Genomic DNA, 22,153 nt, shown 5'->3' with positions numbered 1-22,153 from the left:
CGCATACTTTTGAAGCAAAATTACTATTTTGCACAAAAGAACACGCCATAGCCGCCCGCACATTGTATGCCATTTGACAACATTCAAACTTCAAAATTGAACAGCCTAGAAATATACTTTAGTAGCGTTGGATTTAGCGAATCGGAAGTGAAAAGCATCACGCAATGCTTTCAAAAAAGAACTTTTGACAAAGGGGAATTCTTTGTCAGTGAAGGAAGTTACACTTCAGAAATTGGCTATCTAGAATTTGGACAGTTTCAATTTTATTCTACAAATCAACAAGGTGATGAACGAACAAATTATATTTCACTACCAAATACGTTTGTAGCATCTTTACTTAGTTATTTAACTGAGAAACCTTCCAGAGAAAACGTTAAGGCCATAAATCCATCTTGTCTTTGGGTTATAACCAAGAAAGATATTCTTTCCCTACAGGAAGAAATAGCATCTTTTAAAGACTTTTATATTCAGCTTATTGAATATCAGCTATGCTGTATAGATAAGGCAAAATTTGACCTTATTACCCTAACAGCAGAACAGCGGTATAAACAATTGATGCAAGAAGAACCCGAAATTTTACAACAAGTGCCCTTGCAATATATTGCATCAATGCTCGGTATGACCCCAAGACATTTGAGCAGGCTAAGAGCGAAAATTTAAATACACCTACATTTTCAGACATTTGTCCTGTGGGATAAATTCTAGCAGACAGAACTTTACAGCGTAACAAATAAAAATTATGATATGCTAAAGAATGTTTTGTTGGCTGTATTGCTCACCATTGCAAGCAAAGCCTTTACACAAGAAAAATTTCCAAAACAAACGATAAGTATCAATGGGTTTAGAAATCCTTCCATTGGTTTAGAATATCAGCGAAATCAGGTATCGGTTCACGCTGGCTATTACCCAACCAACTTTGAAAGCGGAGTAACAACTGAATTTCTGAAAGCAGGGTTATCTTATTGGTTCTTTCCGGTTGATGAGAAAGACATTCCTTCTTCCTTTTACGTTGGTGCTTCTTATTTAAGAGGATTGACCAGGGACTATGAAGATAAAAACGCATTAGGCGTTGAAGCTGGTTTCCGATGGTACGCCTGGAAAGGCTTGAACTTTCGAATAGGTATCATTGCTTTAGCTGCTGATGGGCAAGATTTACAAATCAACCCAACCCCAAGTATCAGCTATTCATTTAAGTTTTAGCCCCCGAGATGGGAGTCGATAAGTTACGGTTTTTTTTGATTGTCGGTGTAATTGTAGTCTGCTTTTATAGCTGTTCTAACCAATTTTGTTGTTAAGTATTATGGACATTATGGATTGAATTTAGCGAAGTTGAGATTGTAAAGAACAGCATACAACACGGTGTATAATCAATAGCGGTTTAAGTGCAAACTTGATCCGCTTTTCCTTTTAAAAAATTATATTGTAACCTAAAAAGTAGTCGCTTAAAATCAGCTACTGCTCATGCACGAGACCGTTACCTTTTTTCGGTATTTTTTGCTCAGTTTATACCATACGCTTTCGGTTCTTAGTTCTCTTGTTGTAAATGACATAAACCCGGTAAACAGATCGGGTTTGAACTACTATTTTGCCTTGAAAGTCACGAACCGGTAGATTTTCTTTTATATCCTTTCAAAAAAGAAGGGTGAAAGGCAATTTTTGGTTCGGATAAGAATGGATTTCTGATTTAGAATTTAAGTTGTAGGTCGGATACGTGTCTGCAGACGTTGTTTTATTTCTTCATAAATTGTTATATCAACATCCTCTTTTACCTCAAGTGTAACTGCTAATCCATATTTTACAAGAAATGTTTTCTCTAAACCAGAAGCATCTTCCCTACAGTTTACTTTTATTTCTAGGTAATCATTGTCTATAAATACATCTGCTTTATCACCTTGTAATATATCATGCTGGGTGGTACCTAATTGAGTTGTTCTAAAATCATAGTAAGACCTAGAAAGATCAAGATGTCCGTTATGGGTTACATTATCAAAATAAAGTTGAGCTTTACGATATTTTCGCGTATTAAAATTAAGGGGACTATGATACGCAAGAGTAATAGTCAATCTTTTTTCAATCTTATCTGTACTTAGGGATGGTGGCAAAGGAAAGCGATAGAGATGAGCGCCCCCGCTAGATAGTTTTCCGTAACCTAACAGAGTTACCCTTTTATCAGTAGAATAAAGTATTCTTTGAGGATCAACGTGTCCATAACCTAGATAGGGTAAAATATTTTTCTTTGACGTATTTGCTGCTGTACCTGGTAGGTTTTTGATCAGGTCTAAAAGCAAAGACGATTTTTCACCCCAACTTGCGCTATGCACAAGCAAACTTTTAATAATTACCGTGAAAAAACCAGTATCAATGACTGTTCTTCCTTCTTCATTGGTTAGAGTAAGTAGAACTTCATATAGCTGAACAGCCAGCCGAGTAGTTAAAGCTGCTGAATTACTTGTTCCACAAAGATAACCTGTTGCATCAACTCGCCCTTCTGCACCAGGTAACGCACTTCTACTACCTGGAGGATTTGCAGTAAATGGAGTTGTTTCTATCCTCAAGGTAGTCTTATTAGCATCATTTTGTATTGGAGCTTTCCTGTAGAGCTTTCTACCTCCAGGCATTAATATTTCTGGCTTTATACTACGTTTGTAACCGAACCCTATCCTACTTATGGGAGACAAGAGTTCAGAAGAGTTTATAATATTTTTTCTTTGATATAAATTTGCGATTTTGGATGAATCATAATGAGAAGCGCCAACTGTTAACGCGTTAATAGACTCCGCAGGAGTAAGAATTTTTCGACTATAATTTGTTTTTACTATTTCTTCTAAAGCTAATTTCTGAACTTGATCCTCCGATAAATTATCAAATTCAGCTTCTGGAATTTCTAATGTAATGTCATCAGCATGATTTCCTGCGCTCACAATAAATAGCAAGTCATATTCCCCAGCTAACCAATCAAGAAGTTTTGCCCAGGAACTGATGTTAGAATGAAAAGGTCTAAAAGCATCTCCTATTGAAAAATTAATAATTTTTACTAATGGTGCAGTTGGTGGAGTTTCTCCTTCTCCTATTTTCATCCTAATAATGGCTCTATGAACCAAATCGATTGGTAATATATCATCAGGCAGAGATTCACCTGGATTAAACCCAGAGTTTAGTTTCATAATAGGCCTTACATACAAAGGTCTATCTAAGGGTACCGAATTAAGATCATCTAAGTCTCCGTGCAGTATCAACGAAGACATTGCTGTACCGTGATACCTTTGGCTACCGAGATAATTAACGCCAAACTCATCTGGATCATCAACTTGAATTCTATTTTGAAGTAATACATGATTCTCTAATGGTAAACCATCCAAAAGAGCCGCTATCGGTTGCCCATTGACCTGATTATCTTCGGGCTCTTCAATAGTAGGAAGCTGTAGTTCTTCTGCAGGAGTCTCAAAAATAATTTGCCCTACAGGTCGGAAGAACAAAATTTGTTGAGATTTCAGAAAAGAAATGTTAGTGTTTTCTGTTAAATTATCAAAAGCTTGTATCGGAGCTTCTGCAATAAATGCATGATATTGGATTTGCGAAATAACAACTCTGGAACCTGCTACTTCATTCCCCTCATTTAGATGAAGTAATCTCACTACCTCTTGATAAGCATTTTCATTTTGCTGCTGATCTTCTCTATAAGCCAGTTCTATTTCAAACTTGACAATATCATGATCATAAGCTTTTATTTCGTCTATATAATCTTGAATACCTGTGTCTCGAACTCTGTCTTCTATATTATAGGGTCTAATGTCTCTTAACTGCTCAAAAAGAGTTCTGAAGTTAGTTGTACCACGCCTAAAGTCTTGTTGTTGCTTGTCTTTCTTGTATTCTTTCCAATATTTTTGAAGTTCTCTAAGAGCTTCTTGATTGGTCATCGTCAAATAAAACCGAGAGTCAACTGACTTATCTGTCTTATTGCCATTATCGTCAAGAATATAAAAATCCTCATCTGGATCAATTTCAGATTCATACTCGGCTAAAAACTTCATTCCTGGGGTTTTTCTTACTGCTTTGAAAAAATCACTAATTTCACCAACAGTTTCTAATACCAAGATCATCTCTGGTATTATGTTCCCAGCCTCTTGTTGTAAAGCAGCAGATTTATTGGTAAGTACTCTTTCTAATTCAGTTATTTTATCCTCATGACGTTCTATTTGCCTACCCTTAGAAGGGAAAAAGAGATTGCCAGAGGAGCCAAATTTTCTTGACTTCTCAGCTGTAGTTGGAGATGGGAAAATTAAAAGAGGTTTTTTAGCCATTGTTTAAAGAGTATTTCTGCTCCATCTGCCCCAAACATTCATCCACTACTCTTTTTACATCAACTTCTGGTAAAGACAATATGTATTTTCGTTCTACATCTAGTATAAATTCTTCAATTTCTGCAAAGTTATGTCCTTCAAGTTTGCTTGCTATTCTGGAAATCGGATATTGCAAGTCATATTTCACTCGTTGTTCGAACTTTTTCAACCAAAGTTCAATCATATTTTTATCTGGTGCTTTTAATTCCATTCTAACTTGAAATCTTCTCCAAACGGCCTTATCCAAAAGTTCAGCATGATTAGTAGCTGCGACTACAACCACATAACTTGGTAATCTATCAATTTGAAGTAGAAGTGAACTTACAACCCTTTTTATTTCTCCGGTTTCGTGGATATCCCCTCTTTCTTTTCCAATTGCATCGAATTCATCAAAAAACAAAACGCATTCTTGTGTTCGAATAAAATCGAACATGGCCTTTAATCTTGTCGCGGTTTCACCCAAATAGCTTCCAATTATTCCGTCATAACGAATGACATAAAAGGGAATCATTAAAGACTGAGCAATAACTTCGGCTAATGATGTTTTACCATTTCCTGGAGGCCCTGCTAACAGTATTCGATTTCTTGGTTCTAGATTGTACGATCTTAAAAGATCACTACGGTGATGTTCTTGTATTAAATCCTGGATTACTTTTGAATTATTGTAATCTAGTATAACGTCCTCTAAGGTTTTTTGAGGATAAATACGATAAAGGAAATTATCTAATTTTTCATCTAACAGACGATTATTAGAAGAATTCTTCGGTTTAGCCTCCTTAGACTTAATCAATAAATCAGTTAATTGCTCTGCAACAATATGGTGTTGTTTGCTTTTTTCTTCGGCAATAATAGATTCGACTACTTTTTTAAAAAGTGTCTGATTTCCGTTGGTTCCGGCTTTTACTAATTTTAATAATAAGTCTGCTCGTGCCATTGTCTGTAAAGATAACAATATTATAAATCGAAATTTATCTTGGTAGATTTAGATATTAACATCATTGATTATCAATATAGTGTCTTTTTTATAAATACATGAGCCATGCTTGAGAAAATATTGCTATAATAAATATCAAATAATAACCTATACAAGCACTTCTATGAAGTATTTATAACACTATCAAGGCTCTCCCAACCGATCAAAAAGAAATCTGACCACTTCGGGACGCAGGAGTTTCGTATGCTTTTTATAGCCGAACTGCTGGAGCTCTTCCAGGTAAGTATGCATCCAGGCAGAGAAGGTTTTTGAACAAACATTGTACATGGCAGCCAACTCATATTTGTAATATGATTTGATCTTCACAGGGGGCTGCTCACCTTCAAAATATACACTTCTGATCTCCATTGCTTTTGTTTTGATTAGGGTTTGGGTATTTTCCGCCTATTGCTTTCCATACTTCCAAAGGGATTACGTCCCGAACGATTGTATCCAGAGAGGAAGCCAATACCATCCCTTCTCTTGCAGGTTGTGACTTCAATACCTTGACCAACTTCTTCAGACTTGCAATATCTTGTGGATAGAGGTATTCTTTCGCCTTTTCAATACTTGCCTCCAGTTTCTTGATGTTGGCTTCAGATAGTTTTACTGTTGAGCCTGTCAATTCAATGCCATAGTATTTCTGACCCTTTTCATATCGTTCATTCAGGTATCTCGTCAACTGTCCTTTAGTATCAAATTCTTTTTTGAACCTGAAATTACCGTGTTGGTCATAGATGGCATAGAGTCTCTTTTTCATAACTGTCACTCTTCATCCCAATAGGGCATTAAATCCCCAGAGGTGTGGTCGGGATCATAAATCACCTTGGTAGGTTCATCAAAGATGTACACCCCACCTACGGCTTGAATGGCTATGCCGTGTTTCAAGGAGATTTTCTCCAGGTCACAGATGAATTCACGGAAGCGTTCTTTTTTACTTTTATTTTTCATCAATTGCATTCTTTTTCATGTATATCTATACATCAACAACCACTCCTGTCAGCTCATTTCGGACATTAAATCACTTGAATGTGCTGTACTGTCCGAATCCTTCAAAACCATTGGTGCCAATAGTTGAATATTGATCTTCCGGGATGTATTCCTCACCTATGAAATTCCCAACAAAACCACCTATCAAAATGAAAGGATAGATTTCCTCCGTCTTCAGGTATTTAGCAGTCAGAAAACCAACCATACTGCCCATTAAAGCCAGTCCTGCTTTTTTACTGTTTTTTGATAGTTTCATAGTTAGGTTTGGTTTTGATAGGCCGCCAAAAACAATAAAACTGAAGAAGCGATAAGTGATGTCCAGGCTACTTTTTGAAATATCCTTCTTCGTTCATCCCGAAAATCAACCAGTGTCACCGTAAACCGATTCCCATATCGCTGCTGATGTGACCTTGCCAATTTCATAAACAATTCAAAGTCTTCGGCATTGGCAAATACCAAACATCCGGCAGAGAAATGGTCAACGGATTTGGTATTGCCTGTTTTCCGTGCGCGGTGGATATTGATTCCAAAAGTTCCGGTATCTTCTATACCGCTTTCAAACCATTTGAATAATCCTTTTCGGTCGTAGTCTCGGATCACGGTAACCTCTTTGGTCTGAACCAAAGCCTCATAAATTCCCCGATGATAACCTATTTCATAGGCATCCTGATACTGTCCTTTTTTCAGAAAAGAGGTCCCTTGTGGATCCATTGGATTATCCAGCCAATATTGACCAGGATCAGTAGTGGCAGGAAAGATGTGATAGATCCATTTTCCTAGCTCATTTTTATAAAACACATGGATCTCGTCATCAAATCGGTTGCTTCGGACAAATCTGCTACGGTACGCTACGATATTGAGTTCATAGGGACGGTCATACAGTTTGTAACCTTTGCTTCGCAATATGTTTATGGTTTTATTCAGCATTTTTTATTCTCCTATAAAATCCACCACAGCCCAGACTTGTCGTTTAAGCCTTTTCTTACGATAAACACCGTCCCCTTCCCGTGAACCGTTATCATTTGTATTTCCTTCTACCGTAATTACCCAATCCTGCTTCCATTCATCGACAAATCCGATATGGGCAGGGCGGTTCAGCCTTTGGTACCAAATCAGAAATACATCTCCTGGTTGCGGTAGTTCTTTAATGAACCTTCCTCGTTTATAAATTATTCTTTGCTTTTGTGCATAGCTCGGCACCCATGCGCTTTTAGGAGCTTCTACATTAGCTTGCTGATAGCACCAGCTCACAAAGGCTGCACACCATGGGAAGCCCGGACCAAAACCGACCGAAGCTAAATACTGCTCGACCTGCTTGCCTTGGTTTGCTCCACCTTGCTCTCTGACACCTAACTGGCTGTCATAGATTTGCTTTAAGCAAAACCGTTTGCTTTGTGTAGCTGGCTGACCTAAATCGTTCTGGCTAAAAGTGCTACTGCAAACAAAAAAGCAAAGAAGATAAACGTAGAGAGTTTTAATTTTTGCCATGGGGTTATCGTTTTAAAGTCTTTTCTAAATTCGTGATCCAAATAATCATCTGAAGTCGGCCAGATGAGTTTCATCAGGATGCGTACTACTCCGTGTAAAATGAATAGTCCGATAATTGCAAAGAGATAAATCTGAAATATCCCTGCATCATAGGTTCCTGCAGTAGGGTCGATCCATCTCAGGAAAACAGCACTTTGTATCCAGAGCAATAGTCCGACTGCCATTGAGGATAGTTCCCGCCAGACGCTCAGGTAACTCCAGAGTTTCTTTAATTTTGTTGTCAGTTCGTCTGTAAACCATTGTTTCCATCGTTTCATGATTATATCAATTTTAAGTTTTGGGAAGGGGCATAAACAGTTTCCCCACTTTGGGTTAGAATTTGGGTGACGCCCCGATGATCACCTGTTACAAATCCGATGACGGTATTAGGGTTTAGTGCCGGAATGATTGAGTCACCGTTCATTGCTTTCAACATAGTAGGTCTTCTTGCAATAGCGATATTGAACAGCTGCCGGTCTTCCCGATAGTCTTTCCAATCCTGCCAGGTAGCGATCGCTCCAAGTCCTGGGATGTACCAAACACCCTTTGAATTTTGTTTTAATCCTATCCGCCTGAACTCTGCTCGAATCTTTACTTTGCCAGATTCATTGCTTTTGAAAGCAACACTGAGCAATGCATTGACCAAGGAGGTTACCCTTATTCCATTAATCCGGATGCCTTTAAAAAAATTGCTCACGGCTATATATTGGTTAACATCCTGAAGCTTTTGCAATCCTGCTATTGTAGCAAACAGATTTCTGCTGTTCGCTGCTTTTATAAGCTCTGCGGCAATTACCTGATTGCTCTGGTTTGCTACCAGGCCACTATCTGCTTTTGCTTTTCCAATGGAAAGCAAACGGGAAAAGTCATTCTCTGAGACTATTGCAGTGTACCCTGCAGCTCTTAGAGCACGTTCTGTTCCTGGGCCGAATATTCCATCTGTCTTTCCAGATCGAATACTGGTAGATCGGATGGTATTGGCTGCTTCGCCTCCAAAAGCAAGCAATGCATTTTGTAGCATGCTGATCAAATTGCCTCTTGACCCGCGTTTTAGTGGGAAACTGCTGCTATTCTGCTGAATAATGATATTGGTTTCTTCTTTGGGCGGAATAACAGGCGTTTGAGTACTGCGGTTTAATGCTGCCCTATCTTGTAAGTAATTATACAAGAGATAACCTCCTCCCAGAAGCACACCGGCTCCCAAACCATACATCACATACTTTTTGCGTAGACCTGCTCTTCTTTTCTCTTCAGCGGAAAGAGGTTTTTTCTGCACTGTCTTGATCGTTTGTGTTGCCATTTGTTTTATGGTTTACTGTTAATGATTTGCATGGCAGTAGTAAATTCTTCGGTAGTCAATTCTTCTTTGAGATCGGCCGCCAGGTTTCTTTGGTAAAGGTCACGGTATGCCTTTTGTACCTTCCTCATAATGGATTGAGAAGGGATGAGTTCCAATGTGATAAATACTGCCTCTTCATCAGTTCCCCAGCCTAACCATGTATCATTCTCAAAGGCCATTTTTAAACGAATGGCGTATGAGGCAGGGTTCCCCTCAACCAGGGCTTGCTGTTCACGGACACCCTTCTTGAAGTTCCTGATCAATAGGCGAATGCCCAGAAAAGCTCCGACACCTGCACCAGTCGCCAGAATGACCGTGGTGAGCTGGCTACTGACCGATATCCTTGACCGGTTTTGCCAAGCCATTTGTCCTGCTTTATATGCTGCTACGGGTACTGCCATTATTTTTGCCTACTTTGATTTTCACTATGTTCCGAACAAAAGGATCCGTTTTGAACATATGCTCCATTTTGATGATCCCTTCAGCTTTAAAATTTTTGACCATTGTCTCAAAGGCTTTTTTTACCTGGCCGGCTTCTACCTGGTTTTTAGCTTTGAGTTGTACGGTGATGTTGAATGTTTCTTCCATTATTCAGTAGTATTTTCCGTTTCGGGCTGTGTTTCTTTTGGTTGAGTGTTTTGCCTGCTTTTTTGGACACGATTCAACTGCCTGAGATAATAACTGACCTTTTGCAGGATTTCCTGATCGTCTTTGATCTGTTCACCCATCTGGGCGATTAGCTGAACGATCTGGTCAAATTGTGATTCTGTAAAGAGCTCCCTGAAATATTCTAAAATACCCAACAGGTTTTGCTGTTCTTCACTGAGACCGGAAGGGGGCAATATGTTATCTTCTTCCCCATTCAGGCCTCCTAAAGTAGAAGCCAGCCCATGCATTTCTTTGGGGTAGCGCTTGGCCAGTCCATTGATCGCTCCGGGGATGAGTACTTTCCCTAATTCTACTAGACTGAGTTTCTTGACGAGTTCTTCAATTTCATGCTGCTTTTCTTCGGTAGATGCCTCTGATTTTTCCAGTTGTTTTTCCAACTTTTCGATTTGCTTGAGCTGATTGGTATTTTCTTTTTTGAGAGATTCAAAATCTCGCTTTAATAGCTCATCTTTCAGCAAATTATTCACCTGGTGATGGACTCCATCCAGAGTTTGCTGCTTATCCATACTCAGAGAATCCAGTTTTTCCCGAAGCTGTTGATTTTCCAATGAAAGCCGTTGAATAGATAACTTGTCAGCCAAAGCATTTGCAGAGGCAGGTTTATCTGTTGGCACTCCTAAAGAAGTGTCCTGGTTTTCTGCCATTTCTTTATCCTCCAAAGTTTCATCGATTCCTGACTGGTTACGCAGTACCATCAAATGGTTTTTTGCTCCGTTGAGCTTATATTTCACATAGGCACTTTCATTATCAATTCCCAAAGATTCCATCTCGGCATACTGCTCATCAGTCAACCGGACGGATCCGGGTTTTCTATGTCTGAAACTTTCGTTCATTGCATGATAATTTGTAAAAAGATGACCTTTTTAGGGTTTTCAGTTGTATTCAGAATACTGATCTCATCGGCATGTTCCTGGCTGTTTTCTGATAATCCTTTATTCGACTCATTGTATTCTCCATAGTCTGAGCGAATATGAATGCCTTGATCTGCTTCAATCAATAGCCAGATTTCATTGAACGCTTCGATTTTTCGTTCTTCTTCAGGCAACATCTGTAATTGCCTGTGTACTATCCGGCATTTGGAATAGCCCCGTTCCCGGATCCTTCGAAGGGCATAGCGTATGGCAAATTCTTCAGTCATCACAGGTTATTTCAGGTTCTTCCTCCAACAGCAACCAAATGGTCACTTCATAAGACCCTTCCATCATTCCGCTATCTTGAAAAATCCCGGTGACATAATCGGTCTTGCCATCAGCTGATACAGGTATGATCTCGATGCGATCTGGCTGATTCCAAAGCTTTGGTTCGATGATATCCACTTTTTCTAGTTCCAGCAGATCATTCAGCTCAATACCACAACCTAAATTGTGAACTTCCTCTTTAAAGAAGATGCCCCGTTTTTCAAATAAGGATAGTGTTCCAAGCTTCATCGTACTTTCAATTGAATCGTTTTTTAATCATCATCTTCGTTATCATCATCTCCATCGCTATCAGGCATTGGAATGACTTCAAACCATACTTCTCCCAAACCTTTGTTTTTGCTTTTCCAAAGGCGGTAGGTTTCCCCTTCACAGGCTTCCAATGCCTGTACCCAGGTTTCCTGTGGATGATGGAAAGCATGGCGATTACCATTGATCTTTAGCTTTGGACTTCCCAATCGTTTGGGTTGAGCATAATGCAATCTCTCATCTTCCTTGACCTGTACCTGTAGCCTAAAACCCTCACCTTGATTGAGAAGTCCTGTGTTTAAGTCTTCGATACAAACAGCATTGTCTGATTCTCTGGTGAATGTTCCGACATCTATTTCACAAGGGCTGCTTCCTACATAAAACCGATCTATCCAACCTGATGCATTCGCAACCCTGGAAGTAATAATTAGCCCTGCCACTTTTTGAATATCGTGGGGTAGCTTTAGACTGAAATTCAAATACTGACCGGGTTGGGTCACCTCTAATCGGATCGGGATAAACCGCCTTTTGATAATCAGTGCTGCTCCCTGAAGGGTTTTGTCTGGATATCGTATCATAGCGACTCTTCTAACAACAGAATGACAGAAACCGAATACCCCTGGGCAAAGATTGCTTTTGAATGGTCTTTGTCTTCATATCGGATTTTTACCGACAGATCCCCAGGCAAAACTTCTCCCAGATCAAAAAACCGTTCTCTAGGTGCTACATTCAGTGAAGACATGAGAATCCTGCTTTCAAAGCCTTCAGGGAAAAGTTCTTCCCCACCAATCTCGATCTTCTGGCAACCTCGGTAATAGAGCTTATCGGGTTGATCAGTAGTCAACTGCAGGCCTTTGACAAACTTCGTCTGCTTAGGTAATTCCCAATTATTGGGTGTGTAAGGCCTATTGGCCTCTCCTACCCAAAAGGTGAAAGTCTTCCTCGTCTCTTTGGTATTTTGATCCATCATCGCTTAAGCCTATGCCGGAACGGTAGAGGTTCCTGCCAACACGACTTTGATCAGTGTTCTTTCAGGAGCATCATCACCCAGTTCAATGGTAAATTCAAACTCTTCATCATCTCGGATAAACCTTGGGCTCTCCAGATAATAGGTGCCCAGGTTGCTCATCAGGTTATTGTCGGTAACAAACTCCTGCATCGGACGCTCATCGATAATGATCTTTTTGTTTGCCATGAAGGTGAAAACACCATTTTGCAAACCGGGCACCTTCTTGATGCTGTCAAAATCCGTAGACTTCAGAAGTCTTTTGAAGGCCATATCCGAATCGGGAACGTCACCCTCAAATTCTGTAGCCAATAACATGATCCGGTTACAGAGGAACAAGCGGTCTTTTGGCAGCTTGGATTGAGTTACATTGGTAATCCCAATCTCTTTGGCGTCCTGCGTTTCAAACATGTGGATGGTTGCCTTATCACCTCCCCATTTCAGGGAGTAGTAGGCAGAATCCGCCAATTGCAGGCGGTTTTCCTTGATGCCTTCGGCTACTTTGACCATGGCCGGATCATGTTTTTTACCCTGGTCTCTGAGGGAAAGGTGTGCATTGACAATTTCCAGGAATTGCTCTCTTGATGTTTTTTTCATTGTATTCATTTTTAACTGATTTTGATGGTGGATTACCCAAAGGCATTGAGTTCGGTCATGTCTTCGGAGCCCGTGAGCTCCAGGATATCGTTATTGCCCAAGTCACTGGACATTGGTTGTCCGTTGATCAGTGCTTCTGTATTTCCTTCTTCCAGTTGGCGAATGATTTCATCTACTTCGCTGGTGTCAAAGTCGCCTTGATCCGCCACCTCGCTTCCTACAAATACCAGAGGCTGATCTTCTAAAGCTCCCAATCCTAGCTTTTGACCTATAGATGGAGAAAGTTTGTCCAGGTAGATTTTCTTACCTAATGCTTTTAAGGAGCTGAGTGCACGGTTCTTTGCATTTTCCACTTCATCTTTAATCCCATCTACTCCTTCGGTAGTGGTTTCTGCTGTCGATCCGGAAAATCCATTAGAAGCGACCATGCCCACGCCTGCTGAAATGAGCCAGTCGTATTGGTACCAGGCACCTCCAAAAATGGTAGCAGCTCCTAGCCAGAGGGAATGACGCCCCACAGCTGAGCCAGCCAGCATCCCCAGGATACCTGATCCCATATTTTTACCCGTTTCCAGGAGGCTATCTTTTACGTTTGCTTTTGTTTCCATTATGCTTTGATTTTATTCGTTTATGATGATTTATAGTAGTGCGGTCGGAACTAATTTTTCAGGAGCCTTTCGCTTGCTTTTTGTTTTGGTGGATGTCCTTTTTCGGGAAGGGGTACTACTCACAAACCTGCCCAGCTCATCTCTTTTTGTTTTGGTGCCGGATATACCGTTGACAGGCTTAGCAGTCTTTTTCCGTTGTTTCATTGCATAATAGATGCCTCCTCCTGCTACCAGTACTCCTGCACTGATAAGCAGTGGTGTTTTATTCCGTTTGAGCCAAGATTCTTTTTCCTCTGGTTTTGTTGTAACCGATGGTATGACTGCCCTTGAAGTGACTGCCGGACTAACACTCCTAGGAACAGAGGTTCGGACAGGAAATGATGTGTTTGTCGGAATCAAAGTTTGTTGGAAGGGTACAGTCGGGCGGATGGGTGAGGTGATCACCGGATTGGTTTGTACAGGTCGCTGAAAGGGTTTGATCAGGTTTTCTGCCTGAGTCTTAACCTGTTTCGCCTTGTCAAATACACCCGTAATCTTGCCTAACAATGCGGCAATGGAACCTACAGCTCCTGAAGCAGCGGCAATAGCTGTTCCTGTTGCTACTGCTCCCAATCCTTCGATCTCTATTTCATCATTGGCAAAGGCCTCTACAATATCTGCATCGGCTTCTACAATGAATTGTTCAAAAGCATCATTATAGCCTTCGTCTTCTTCAAAGGGGTTGCCTAAAGCAAAACCACTTAGCGGAACTGCCTTGTCTTTGTTTCCTTTTCCGGAAAGGATTGCTTTTTTAAGATTGGACTTTTTACCCCCTGCAGTATCATAGATTTTTCCCGCCTTATCTACTACTTTTTTCAGCTTAGAAAACTCTCGCATATTTACACCCCTTTTTCGGGCTTCAGCATCACTGAGGTACCCGAAACGGAGGCGCTCGGCCACTTTGAAAAGGTTAGTTTTCATAGCCAGAAGAAAGCCGTTCCTAAGAAGAATAGTAGCTGGGTTCAAAAACCGGTTAAACGTTCTGAAAGCGGGTTTCAGTACTTTTTTACCTACAAACTTGGCTCCTTTGCCTATGGCTTTTACGGTGGGTTTGACTACTTTCTTACTCACAAATTTTCCAATATTCTTAAGACCTTTTCCAATCTTTTTGAAAAAACCCAGCTCTCCCAAGCCATCTATCATATAGAGGTTTTCTTCCGCATCTGCATACATGATGATATTCCCTTCATCATCCTGTATTTCATACATAATGTCTGGTTCCCTAACGTACCCCAAGGCTTCCAGAGCTTCCACTTGTGAAGGGTTGAAATCATCTTCTACCGTTTCAAATGCTATATCCTGAATGTCGATATTATCCAGCCCTGTGCCGGAAAGTCCGTCTAATCGATGTAATTCCATGTCTTTTTAGTTTATGCGTTGTACTATTTTATATGTCCCATATCCCACACCGATGGCAATCAGGGTCTTGATCCACCATCCTGAAAGTGGGTTTTGCTTTGTCTCTTGAAAAAGCTCCGGCTGTACTTCGGTAGGTAGTTCCGGAGCTTCTACTTGCGCAAGGCGCAATTGGGGTTTTGGGGATTGCTCTTCTTTCTTTGTTGTAATAGCTTTAGAAAAAGCCAGTTTTGGTTTTGGAATGCATTGGGTAACGGGTTTAATGACAATGTTCACCAAACAGGGTTTCAGGGGTGCTTCCGTTTGAAACCTTTCAGATGTCCTGAGTGGTAAGTCTGGTTGTTTAAGATCATCCAGTGTTCCACCAGACAACAGATCAATAGTATCTACCCCGCTTAACCCAAATACTTCACCTACAGGATTGGGATTATTGATCGCTACATCTTTGCAACCGGAATATGGTACTTCATAGTTAAATGCATCTGCTACACAATCAATGGCGATGTGGGTTTCGCCATCTGGAACAACAGGATAAATATGCTGAAAATGGGATTTTCCATTGTATTTGGTAATTCGCACTTCGTGAGGGATCCCCAGGTTGGTCAGGATACTGCTAATAAAAACAGTATAACAATCACAGTCCACGCCTTTTTGGCGATCTGCCCAGGTACGGGAAGGTCGTCTGACCTGCTCAACCCCGGTCTTGTCCCTGCGGTATTGAATATGTTCATAGACAAAATTCCAGATCTTGTGACAGGTATCTTTCCGGGTTTTGCCCTTGAGCACTTCTGCCAAAAGTTTTGTGTCATCCTTGGTTTCGTGCACTACTTGCTTGATCAAGCTTAGAGTATGGTGCAACTGTGCCTTTCCTGGCCCTCGGATTACTGTATCCTGGTGATGGCTCTTGGGGATCAGGGAGTCGAACTCAAGCCCAGGTTTTATATGTCTCTTCTGTAGTGCTTCCATTAGATACTGAGTTGTATTTGATCGACTTGCTCGTAGGGTATGTTGTTGATTCTACTCGTAGTGGTGGCAGTAATATTCAGAACAATGTTCTCACCGCTTCGGATTCTAGTAACGATTTCTGTCCCTAATATTTGGATAAGGGAAAGCCAGCCGGAAGATTGTATTTTCAACTCAAAATTTTGTTCGCTGTTCTCGGGTAGATGGATGATTTCATTACGCACCTCCGTTGTGCCTAGAGTATTGCCTTTGTAGGTAATTTTTACAAAAGGGTACTGCAAGTTGAGGGCAATGGGGTTAGGGTTTTGAAGGCGTACTATAGCTTTTAATTCCAATCCTGACAGGGCTACTTTATGAAGGACGATGGAGATTCTGGACGTAATGGTCTCAGCGGCTTTGTTGAGCCGGAGTAAATAACGCCCTGCAAAAAATGTGGCCAATCCGCCTGCGATCCATTTGAACATAACTTTGCTTTTTGATCAAAGGAATATTTTTTTAATACACGGGTCAAATGGGTCTGGGATAGCCCGTTACGTTCCAGGTATTTCGTGGTAAAAAGTTTATTTTTGGGAGATTAGAGAGGATTTTTAAGTTTTGAACTGAAGTTAAGGGTCTTAAGACTTTAATGAATTAAAACAGACTTTAATGGTAGAAAAACGATGGGATATGAAGTTTGTGAGCAAGGCAGAACTGGCTAAACGCTTTGGCATTAGCCCGGAAACTTTACGGGTAAAACTGAAGGAAGTGAAAGGATTAGAAACGGGTAGGAGGCAATTGCTGTATCCCTGGGAAGTGAGGTTGGTTTGGGAGTGGTTTGGTTCTGGCAGATGAAGGAATCAGGGAGGTTGATTGAAATCAATAGTTTATTTTTTATGATTTTTAGGTACTTAGAGTACCTGTCTTGTGTGTTTTTTGAACCTTTTTATAGAATGATTTAGTTAAAGCTATCATTTGGAAAATAATAGAAATGGGGGGAAATTTCAATTTCGATGTGCCACCATATGTCCATTCAATGCTTTTATGGAAGCGAATCTCCTACCACACTCATTGCACTTGAATTCATCGATAGTAGATTGAATGTTTACATCGTTAGTTGTCTTTTTGTAAACACCGTTTTTCCGTTCTTTTTTACGGTTTTCAGCCACCTTTTCAACAAATAGTTCTGAATAGCTGTAGCCTGTAAACGCCAATACTCCTGCAATGAAAATCTTGGTGAATCCCATCATCCACTCTACAGGAATAAATTCAAACGGATTATAGTATAGTAGGTTGATTACAAAAACAAAAACTGAGTACAGCTGTGGTTTTCGTTTGATGTAATGGATGGTAAAGACCAGAATGGTAAGGTCGAAACTAATGGCATAGAAGAGTGCGTAGGTATTTTTCCAGAGCCTGCTTCCTTCAAAAGGTGAAATCTGAAAGAAGAGCTGATGTGAATGCATGATCATTGGTACCGTGCCGGCAATGACCACCAAAAAGATGAACTTCCTGGAATATAGAAAAGCTTCAATACGTTCAAATAGGGTTTGGTTTGCTTCCATACAGTCTGTTTACACGTGTTTACATCCAATTCCGCGCCACTATGCATGTTTTTCAATCAGTTTGCTAGAATAACCGTCTGCCATTTTTGAATTTGACCAGCTCTTTACCATTCGTTTGGTTCTCATAAATAATAGCGGTCTCCCATTGCCCTTTGAAGGTTTCCATTACCATTTTTTCCAGCCTTCGAATGCCTAGTGACTGATTGGGTTTGGCATTTTTGTGCGACTTATCCAAGGAATAGAAGGTCCGGCTATTCCCATCATAAAAGTAAACGATGCATTTGCTGAGGGCTTCTTGTTGTGATTTACCTGGTAACATAATGTGGTTTTAAAGTTTGTTGTAAACTGCGCTGATAAGCTTGTTCTAAGGCTTTATCCTTGTAATTGGATATTCGTTTTTCATGAATTCGGAAGAGTTGTAAACGGGTTTTATGTTTATGCCTGCCTTCCCCTTTTTCACGTTGCTTCCATTCGTGTTGGGTCTGTTGAATGATGATCTGATTGCGAATTTCGTTTTTTAGGGTTTCCTGCTTCAGATACCATTCCCAGGTTTTACCAAAACCATTTCGCTTATTATTATGATGAAAATAGAGATAAGGTTTGGGGATCCAGTGGTTCGGGTTGCGCTCTAACCAGCGCCTGACCATATCCACCCGTTTGTAAAGCATATCTTGGTGGTTTTCCCATTGCTTTTTAGTGCCTTTAAGGCGGAATTTCTGAAAAACCGATGCCCAAATATGATTGAGGATTTCTTGCTCTTCAGGCTTGCAAAACATTAAACCTGGATAAAGAGAGCTGTAGGTGTACCTCCAAAAATCAAGCACTTGTTTTTTTAAAAAGGAAATGTGCTCCGCCCCAACCTTTTCGGTCTCTTTTTCAGAAACTTTGGTTTGATTTTGTGGGACGGAAGGCACAATTTCCCCCGTGTTCATATCATGTTCTTGTATGGTTCCTGTCGTGTTAGCTTTATCATCTTGGTGAGTCTTTTGACTCACACCGCTTATTGACTTATGAACAGTGATATTATTATTTCTTTGTTCTTGTTGTTCATGAACTAAAGGGTGAAAATTTTTCGCTTTATCATAAAAAAGAGAGGTAACTACTCCTATTTTTGTTACTCCATCAACAGAGGTTGCGCATAACTTTTTGTGCCCCAAAACCTCAGGGGTGATCCAGATTTCAATCCCTTCACTTCCTCGATGCTCTTCTCTGACAATAAAACCTGCTTGCTTCAGCCGCTCTTTATGATTGATAATAGTGCGTTTGGTACAACCCTTACAGGTGGCGAGGCTAACATTAAAGGTTCGGAAACCTGGAAGTTGTTCCCTTCCCAACTCCTGAAAGCGTGAAGCCTGGTTAAGCTGTTTTATATACAACCTGGTAATGAGTTCCGCTGTGGCTCGGTGGTTGGCATTTAGCTTATTTGTCAGTTGAGTTTGCCTTTTGTTATATCGGTCAATGTAGGACTTAGTATTCCAAAAGACTTCTGAAAAGTCAAAATACAGGCAATTAGGTTCAGTGGTTTTCATACGTGCTTTTAGTTTGTAGTTCTCTCAATGATTGGATAAGGGCTTCCAGGTGCTGATGTCGTACTTTGAGTTCTTTACCCAATACAGCGATATTTTTCTCCCCAAACTCCAATAACAAAAATTTGTAAACACGCTCACAGCAATGGGATTCAAGTTCTAGAAAAGCGAGTTGTTCGTTTATGGAGATCATGTTTACCAAAGTTTAAAGAGGTTTCTGAATGTAGCGGTTCAGGTATTCCAGGATACTTCGTTTTGAATACCGGATAATACGGCCGTCTTTTGGTTTGGTGTATATGATCTCATCCAGATCACGTAGCTCTTGCATCTTTGTCTTGCTCCTTATTCCTAGAAGTTTCCGGGCTTCTTCACTGGAAATCCAATCATTAGCTGGATCAGATTTCTCCATAGCTTCTTCCCATGCCTCCTTGATGGCCTTTTTCATCATAGAGATCATCTCCCGATGCATTTTTTCGTATGCTTCTGATTCAAATACGATCACTTCCATAAGCAGTTTCTTTTATGCGGTTTTCTAATGCCTTTAAAAGTGATGGTCGGTAGATCCAAAGAATACCATCTTTATCTATCCGGATAAGATCACAGTTCTTTACTACTTCATCAGTCAGATTTTCCATGGGAATCCAAGGGCTTTTCGGAAATGAAAAATGGATGGAATGGATGCTATTAGACTGTTTACAGTTCTTTTTTCTTACCATTATAACCTTCTAAAGGATATTATGGTGGTAAAGAGAAGGATTAAACTAATGCGAAAACAGTGGTACACGGGTGTACCACCCCTTTAGCTGAAATTCAACTATCTGCATAACAGTGAATTAAAGTTTTATGAATTTTGAAATTAATCAGAACAAGGGATTTTGTTTTGTCAAAATCACAGAGACAAGAGGGTTTGGAACATAAAAAGTACACGCTGTATACACCCTAAGATTTCAATTATTTTATAATGTTTGGGGTAATTACATTGAAAATAAGGCCTTATTTACCAAATTTATCCAATTGATCGAGCATATTCCTAAGCACTTGTCTGACGTTTCTTTTTGTCGTAGTTGGTAATTCATAATATTTCCTATCCAGGCTTTCAATAGAGATATTTTTTGTTTTTAAGGTACTATAACTATTGCTCACAAATTGCAGTACGGATTTACGGGTACCCTCTAAAAGCTTATTTTCATAAAAAAGGCGTGTAAAAAGTGACATCTCCGAAACAGATATCAACACAAGTTGCTTTTTATATAATTCACTCAAAGGTTCTGAAAAAGAGCCTACAGATAAAGCTGGTTCAAATTTGAGTTTACGCCTGTAGAATTGAATATTTTCTATAAACCAAAGACTCATCTGATCTTTAAATGGAAGGTGTTCCTGGTTGTAGCCAAAGGTGGCTTTTACAGGAGATTCCTTCAGCGTTTTTTCATAAAAATAAAGGGTCTTTAATTTCTCTGATACGGTTTTCTTACTTTTCATTTCATCAGCAATCCTTCGGGTCACATATAGAAAGAAGTCATGGTCATTAAAATCGTATGTTTTTAAAAAATACATAGCCGCAAATTCGCTTAGTCGATGGTGTTGCTTTAAAAACACGTCTAAAGCATCAATATATTCGATGTGATATAGTTGATCATAATAACTGAACTCCCTTGCCTGATGTATCACCAGGTTTTCAAGTGGTTTTTTGAGTAGGTTGAGCAGGTTCTTGGGTAGGCTTTTAGTTTTGTCAAGCTTTTCTATCAATGCTTTTGATGCATCAGAATAGTTGGCCAGCAACCATAACCTATTACAGTAGGGAATGGGAAATGAAAGGTCCAGATAATTGAAAAAGGTCTTTTCCATATAGATAAGTATATCTTCTAATTTTTGGAACGCTAATTTGTGAATATCCATATCTGTTTTATTTGCTGAAATTTGATATAGCCCATTATGTTTTTTAGCAGGAATTCGTTCATTATTAATTACATGTATATAGGCATTGATCACGGCCTGATACTTTTTGACATGTACTTTTATTGCCTCTTCGTTTTTGAGATCAAAAACTTTTTGGTGTAACTGGCCTTTTATTTCATTAACCGCTTCATGAAGTGATACCTGGTAGAAATAAAAACGGATTTCCTGCCCGGAGATAGATTGATAATCTTCAGAGGTAATAATTTCATAAAGTATACTATCTGGTTTTTTCTTCAATCGAATATCCACAATATGATCAGACCCTCTTCCTAATAGTTGTTTCAGGGCACTTTGTGAGGCTTCAGGTAGATCGTCATAAATTAGAACCTTACTACTGTCAGAGAAAAATGTAGTAGATAGTTCTTCAAAAGCAAACTGCAAGTGATCAACAACTTGGAATCGACCTTTTTCGGTTTTTCTTAACTGTATTTTATGATGTCGAATGTATTTCGGATACCTTCTTTTCAAATAAATGAGCTGCTCTTTATAGGTATCTTCATGATCATAAATTGGTGAGTCAGCATTGAATATTTTGTAAAATATGTCGAAGTACTCCATAGGCTACCTTATTTAAGTGTTCTTACTAAAAATATAAGGATTTTAAGCCTGGATTGTAGTAAAATATCCGTTAGGTACTATTTTCCTGATCTTTATCAGGTTTTTGAAAAATACGGGAACGGATCCGGCTTAGAGTATCAGGTGCTATTCCAAGGTAGGAAGCTATATAGATGATAGGCATTCGTTGAAGGATACGGGGTTCAGTTTTGAACAAATGAATATATTTTTGTGTAGCATTAAATATCTGCAAACAAGTTATTCTTTCCATTAACATTCTTGCATAATTTTCTACGATCAATCTGCCTAAAGTCTGCCATTCCGGATACTTTTCATAAAGGTCATGTAAATCAGATTTGGTGATTTTAAGCAGAGTACTCTTTTCTGTGAGCTGGATATACTCACAACTGGGATCACCAGTTGTAAAACTTTGAAAAGAAGTAAAAAATGATCCTTCAAAACCAAACCAATGAGTAACCTCCTTTCTTTTTTTAAAATGGAAATACCTGCAACTGCCCTTAATAATAAAATACAGTTCATTGCAGAGATCATCTTGTTTGATCAACAGGGTTTTCTTCTTAAATTTTTCTACCTGAAATCTACTAGTAATTTCGGCTGTAGCCTTGTTGCCTAATACGGAAAAGCTATCGAGATAAGTCTCTAATTTGTTGTATTCTGATTGCTTTTTCATAATCATCCACTTAAATCTAGAAATGAAGCCAA

The 22,153-nt window shown here is 39.6% G+C and carries 33 protein-coding genes; 3 read left to right on the top strand and 30 right to left on the bottom strand.

Features of this window, described 5'->3' with window-relative positions:
• Positions 1-147: 147 nt before the first annotated feature.
• The gene (locus tag J8281_RS03645; RefSeq protein ID WP_210196236.1) at positions 148-660 is read left to right on the top strand and encodes a Crp/Fnr family transcriptional regulator; all 513 of its coding nucleotides are present in this window, start codon (positions 148-150) and stop codon (positions 658-660) included.
• Between the two features lie 84 nt (positions 661-744).
• Positions 745-1,200, top strand: a complete 456-nt coding sequence (locus tag J8281_RS03640) for a hypothetical protein (protein WP_210196235.1) — start codon at positions 745-747, stop codon at positions 1,198-1,200.
• A 491-nt stretch (positions 1,201-1,691) separates the two neighbouring features.
• Here the strand turns inward: J8281_RS03640 and J8281_RS03635 are convergent, their stop codons facing one another.
• The 22 genes from J8281_RS03635 to J8281_RS03535 form a co-directional block, all read right to left on the bottom strand.
• The gene (locus J8281_RS03635; protein WP_210196234.1) at positions 1,692-4,301 is read right to left on the bottom strand and encodes a S8 family peptidase; all 2,610 of its coding nucleotides are present in this window, start codon (positions 4,299-4,301) and stop codon (positions 1,692-1,694) included.
• Positions 4,294-5,274 (bottom strand): AAA family ATPase, encoded by a 981-nt coding sequence (locus J8281_RS03630; RefSeq protein WP_210196233.1) that lies wholly within the window; start codon positions 5,272-5,274, stop codon positions 4,294-4,296. The genes J8281_RS03635 and J8281_RS03630 overlap by 8 nt, the downstream gene beginning before the upstream one ends.
• A 183-nt stretch (positions 5,275-5,457) precedes the next feature.
• Positions 5,458-5,682 carry a DUF4248 domain-containing protein gene (locus J8281_RS19800; RefSeq protein ID WP_256437869.1) on the bottom strand — a complete coding sequence of 75 codons (225 nt, stop codon included), beginning with the start codon at positions 5,680-5,682 and terminating at the stop codon, positions 5,458-5,460.
• Positions 5,657-6,073, bottom strand: a complete 417-nt coding sequence (locus J8281_RS03620; RefSeq protein WP_210196232.1) for a hypothetical protein — start codon at positions 6,071-6,073, stop codon at positions 5,657-5,659. The genes J8281_RS19800 and J8281_RS03620 overlap by 26 nt, the downstream gene beginning before the upstream one ends.
• A 5-nt stretch (positions 6,074-6,078) precedes the next feature.
• Positions 6,079-6,201, bottom strand: coding sequence for a hypothetical protein (locus tag J8281_RS19795; RefSeq protein ID WP_256437868.1), 123 nt, complete (start codon positions 6,199-6,201; stop codon positions 6,079-6,081).
• A 133-nt stretch (positions 6,202-6,334) separates the two neighbouring features.
• The gene (locus J8281_RS03615) at positions 6,335-6,559 is read right to left on the bottom strand and encodes a hypothetical protein (protein WP_210196231.1); all 225 of its coding nucleotides are present in this window, start codon (positions 6,557-6,559) and stop codon (positions 6,335-6,337) included.
• 2 nt (positions 6,560-6,561) lie between these two features.
• Positions 6,562-7,230, bottom strand: a complete 669-nt coding sequence (locus J8281_RS03610; RefSeq protein ID WP_210196230.1) for a hypothetical protein — start codon at positions 7,228-7,230, stop codon at positions 6,562-6,564.
• A gap of 3 nt (positions 7,231-7,233) precedes the next feature.
• A complete protein-coding gene (locus J8281_RS03605) occupies positions 7,234-7,791 on the bottom strand; it encodes a CHAP domain-containing protein (protein WP_210196229.1) in 558 nt (185 codons plus the stop codon).
• A complete protein-coding gene (locus J8281_RS03600; protein ID WP_210196228.1) occupies positions 7,713-8,108 on the bottom strand; it encodes a hypothetical protein in 396 nt (131 codons plus the stop codon). Before J8281_RS03600 ends, J8281_RS03605 begins: the two co-directional genes overlap by 79 nt.
• A gap of 2 nt (positions 8,109-8,110) precedes the next feature.
• Positions 8,111-9,130, bottom strand: a complete 1,020-nt coding sequence (locus tag J8281_RS03595; RefSeq protein ID WP_210196227.1) for a peptidoglycan-binding protein — start codon at positions 9,128-9,130, stop codon at positions 8,111-8,113.
• Positions 9,131-9,135: 5 nt separating this feature from the next.
• The gene (locus J8281_RS03590) at positions 9,136-9,570 is read right to left on the bottom strand and encodes a hypothetical protein (protein ID WP_210196226.1); all 435 of its coding nucleotides are present in this window, start codon (positions 9,568-9,570) and stop codon (positions 9,136-9,138) included.
• The gene (locus J8281_RS03585) at positions 9,545-9,757 is read right to left on the bottom strand and encodes a hypothetical protein (protein WP_210196225.1); all 213 of its coding nucleotides are present in this window, start codon (positions 9,755-9,757) and stop codon (positions 9,545-9,547) included. The genes J8281_RS03590 and J8281_RS03585 overlap by 26 nt, the downstream gene beginning before the upstream one ends.
• A complete protein-coding gene (locus J8281_RS03580; RefSeq protein WP_210196224.1) occupies positions 9,757-10,671 on the bottom strand; it encodes a hypothetical protein in 915 nt (304 codons plus the stop codon). The genes J8281_RS03585 and J8281_RS03580 overlap by 1 nt, the downstream gene beginning before the upstream one ends.
• Complete coding sequence (locus J8281_RS03575; RefSeq protein WP_210196223.1) at positions 10,668-10,886, bottom strand: hypothetical protein; 219 nt, start codon at positions 10,884-10,886, stop codon at positions 10,668-10,670. The genes J8281_RS03580 and J8281_RS03575 overlap by 4 nt, the downstream gene beginning before the upstream one ends.
• Positions 10,887-10,968: 82 nt before the next feature.
• Positions 10,969-11,265, bottom strand: a complete 297-nt coding sequence (locus J8281_RS03570) for a hypothetical protein (protein ID WP_210196222.1) — start codon at positions 11,263-11,265, stop codon at positions 10,969-10,971.
• A 23-nt stretch (positions 11,266-11,288) separates the two neighbouring features.
• Positions 11,289-11,861, bottom strand: a complete 573-nt coding sequence (locus J8281_RS03565) for a hypothetical protein (protein WP_210196221.1) — start codon at positions 11,859-11,861, stop codon at positions 11,289-11,291.
• Entirely contained in the window at positions 11,858-12,127 is a 270-nt protein-coding gene (locus tag J8281_RS03560) for a hypothetical protein (RefSeq protein WP_246848960.1), read from the bottom strand. Before J8281_RS03560 ends, J8281_RS03565 begins: the two co-directional genes overlap by 4 nt.
• A gap of 135 nt (positions 12,128-12,262) precedes the next feature.
• Positions 12,263-12,886 carry a hypothetical protein gene (locus J8281_RS03555; protein WP_246848959.1) on the bottom strand — a complete coding sequence of 208 codons (624 nt, stop codon included), beginning with the start codon at positions 12,884-12,886 and terminating at the stop codon, positions 12,263-12,265.
• 32 nt (positions 12,887-12,918) lie between these two features.
• The gene (locus tag J8281_RS03550) at positions 12,919-13,494 is read right to left on the bottom strand and encodes a hypothetical protein (protein ID WP_210196218.1); all 576 of its coding nucleotides are present in this window, start codon (positions 13,492-13,494) and stop codon (positions 12,919-12,921) included.
• Between the two features lie 30 nt (positions 13,495-13,524).
• A complete protein-coding gene (locus tag J8281_RS03545) occupies positions 13,525-14,892 on the bottom strand; it encodes a hypothetical protein (RefSeq protein ID WP_210196217.1) in 1,368 nt (455 codons plus the stop codon).
• 6 nt (positions 14,893-14,898) lie between these two features.
• Positions 14,899-15,855 carry a transglutaminase-like domain-containing protein gene (locus J8281_RS03540; protein WP_371812577.1) on the bottom strand — a complete coding sequence of 319 codons (957 nt, stop codon included), beginning with the start codon at positions 15,853-15,855 and terminating at the stop codon, positions 14,899-14,901.
• On the bottom strand, positions 15,855-16,316 hold the full coding sequence (locus tag J8281_RS03535; protein ID WP_210196215.1) for an LEA type 2 family protein: 462 nt from the start codon (positions 16,314-16,316) through the stop codon (positions 15,855-15,857). Before J8281_RS03535 ends, J8281_RS03540 begins: the two co-directional genes overlap by 1 nt.
• A gap of 181 nt (positions 16,317-16,497) precedes the next feature.
• Here J8281_RS03535 and J8281_RS03530 point away from each other — a divergent pair, with 181 nt between their 5' ends.
• On the top strand, positions 16,498-16,683 hold the full coding sequence (locus tag J8281_RS03530; protein WP_210196214.1) for a hypothetical protein: 186 nt from the start codon (positions 16,498-16,500) through the stop codon (positions 16,681-16,683).
• Between the two features lie 149 nt (positions 16,684-16,832).
• Here the strand turns inward: J8281_RS03530 and J8281_RS03525 are convergent, their stop codons facing one another.
• The 8 genes from J8281_RS03525 to J8281_RS03490 all read right to left on the bottom strand — a co-directional run bounded on the left by J8281_RS03525 (position 16,833) and on the right by J8281_RS03490 (position 22,121).
• Complete coding sequence (locus J8281_RS03525; RefSeq protein WP_210196213.1) at positions 16,833-17,393, bottom strand: C2H2-type zinc finger protein; 561 nt, start codon at positions 17,391-17,393, stop codon at positions 16,833-16,835.
• A 64-nt stretch (positions 17,394-17,457) separates the two neighbouring features.
• A complete protein-coding gene (locus J8281_RS03520; protein ID WP_246848958.1) occupies positions 17,458-17,628 on the bottom strand; it encodes a hypothetical protein in 171 nt (56 codons plus the stop codon).
• Positions 17,629-17,698: 70 nt separating this feature from the next.
• Complete coding sequence (locus J8281_RS03515; RefSeq protein ID WP_210196211.1) at positions 17,699-18,922, bottom strand: hypothetical protein; 1,224 nt, start codon at positions 18,920-18,922, stop codon at positions 17,699-17,701.
• Entirely contained in the window at positions 18,909-19,112 is a 204-nt protein-coding gene (locus tag J8281_RS03510) for a hypothetical protein (RefSeq protein ID WP_210196210.1), read from the bottom strand. The genes J8281_RS03515 and J8281_RS03510 overlap by 14 nt, the downstream gene beginning before the upstream one ends.
• 12 nt (positions 19,113-19,124) lie before the next feature.
• Positions 19,125-19,427: a helix-turn-helix domain-containing protein gene (locus tag J8281_RS03505; RefSeq protein WP_210196209.1), complete on the bottom strand. Its 303-nt coding sequence runs from the start codon at positions 19,425-19,427 to the stop codon at positions 19,125-19,127.
• Positions 19,408-19,554, bottom strand: coding sequence for a hypothetical protein (locus tag J8281_RS03500; protein WP_210196208.1), 147 nt, complete (start codon positions 19,552-19,554; stop codon positions 19,408-19,410). Before J8281_RS03500 ends, J8281_RS03505 begins: the two co-directional genes overlap by 20 nt.
• Before the next feature lie 358 nt (positions 19,555-19,912).
• Positions 19,913-21,433 (bottom strand): hypothetical protein, encoded by a 1,521-nt coding sequence (locus tag J8281_RS03495; protein WP_210196207.1) that lies wholly within the window; start codon positions 21,431-21,433, stop codon positions 19,913-19,915.
• Between the two features lie 70 nt (positions 21,434-21,503).
• Entirely contained in the window at positions 21,504-22,121 is a 618-nt protein-coding gene (locus J8281_RS03490; RefSeq protein WP_210196206.1) for a Crp/Fnr family transcriptional regulator, read from the bottom strand.
• Positions 22,122-22,153 lie beyond the last annotated feature (32 nt).

This window comes from Aquimarina sp. U1-2 (genome assembly GCF_017897595.1).
Lineage (GTDB): Bacteria > Bacteroidota > Bacteroidia > Flavobacteriales > Flavobacteriaceae > Aquimarina.
Note: the sequence above shows the minus strand (reverse complement) of the source record. Positions and strands in the feature narration are given on the sequence as shown.